Origin of the sequence: Vibrio sp. 2096, from assembly GCF_033339595.1 — a bacterium.
GTDB lineage: Bacteria > Pseudomonadota > Gammaproteobacteria > Enterobacterales > Vibrionaceae > Vibrio > Vibrio alginolyticus.
Window position 1 is genome coordinate 1 of record NZ_JAWOUX010000061.1, and the last position, 1,360, is coordinate 1,360.

The 1,360-nt window shown below is 48.8% G+C and carries 1 protein-coding gene and 1 pseudogene; both read left to right on the forward strand.

Translation table 11 applies throughout. The features are described from left to right. On the forward strand, positions 1-1,084 hold a 1,084-nt coding region (alr, locus tag R7Q41_RS24030; RefSeq protein WP_318144709.1), incomplete at its 5' end, for an alanine racemase. A gap of 3 nt (positions 1,085-1,087) precedes the next feature. Beyond that, positions 1,088-1,360: pseudogene (locus R7Q41_RS24035) on the forward strand (hypothetical protein); the annotation flags it as partial.

The following is a 1,360-nucleotide window of genomic DNA, read 5'->3' on the forward strand; positions in this document are numbered from 1 at the left end:
GAGCTACATGAAAGCCGCAAAAGCATGCATTGACTTGTCTGCGTTGCAGCACAACTTGCAGCGTGTGAAAGCGCAAGCACCAGAAAGTAAAGTGATGGCGGTAGTGAAAGCCAACGGTTATGGCCATGGTCTACGTCATGTGGCGAAACATGCTAACCATGCCGATGCCTTTGGTGTGGCTCGCATTGAAGAAGCATTGCAACTGCGCGCTTGTGGCGTGGTAAAGCCAATTCTCTTACTCGAAGGTTTTTATTCGCCGGGCGATCTGCCTGTGTTAGTGACGAACAACATCCAAACCGTGGTGCACTGTGAAGAGCAACTTATCGCGTTGGAACAGGCGGATTTAGAAACGCCAGTGGTCGTTTGGTTGAAGATCGACAGTGGTATGCATCGTTTGGGTGTTCGCCCTGAGCAGTATGATGAATTCATTTCTCGCTTAAAAACGTGCCCGAATGTGGCGAAACCATTGCGATACATGAGTCATTTTGGTTGTGCGGATGAGCTTGATAGCAGCATCACGCCGCAACAAATTGAGCTGTTTATGTCATTAACCTCGGGCTGTCAGGGCGAGCGCTCGCTAGCGGCATCTGCGGGTTTATTAGCATGGCCTCAAAGCCAATTAGAGTGGGTTCGTCCGGGCATTATTATGTACGGCGTATCACCATTTAGCGACAAAACGGCTCAAGATTTGGGTTACCAACCAGTGATGACGTTGAAGTCTCATCTTATTGCGGTTCGTGAAGTCAAGAAAGGTGAAAGCGTGGGGTACGGTGGTATCTGGACAAGTGAACGCGACACAAAAGTCGGTGTTATCGCAGTGGGCTATGGCGATGGCTACCCAAGAAGTGCACCCAATGGTACACCGGTGTGGGTGAATGGGCGTACAGTACCGATTGCGGGTCGAGTATCAATGGATATGCTGACGGTAGATTTAGGTCCTGATGCCACAGATAAGGTCAGTGACGAAGCGATTCTTTGGGGTAAAGAATTACCTGTCGAAGAGGTTGCGAATCACATTGGTACGATAGCTTATGAGTTGGTGACCAAATTGACGCCTCGCGTCGAAATGGAATATACCAAGTAATCCATGAATAAACGAATCACCTCAATGCTGGCACTTTCTGCCAGCATTTTTTTGTCTTCTCCGGCGCTAAGTTCAGAGAAAGACTCAGCCTTTGTCCCGTTCTATTTCAGTACCGATACGTTGGGCAGTACCGTTGGAGTTGCGGGGGTTGCTAAAGGGGTTGGTCAGCCTCAAGCTGCACTATTTGGTATGGGGCTGTATTCGGAGAAAGACAGCTATATTGGTTTCCTCTCTGCATTTAATTATGCGCTCTCCCCCAATGTACTGTTCAGTACT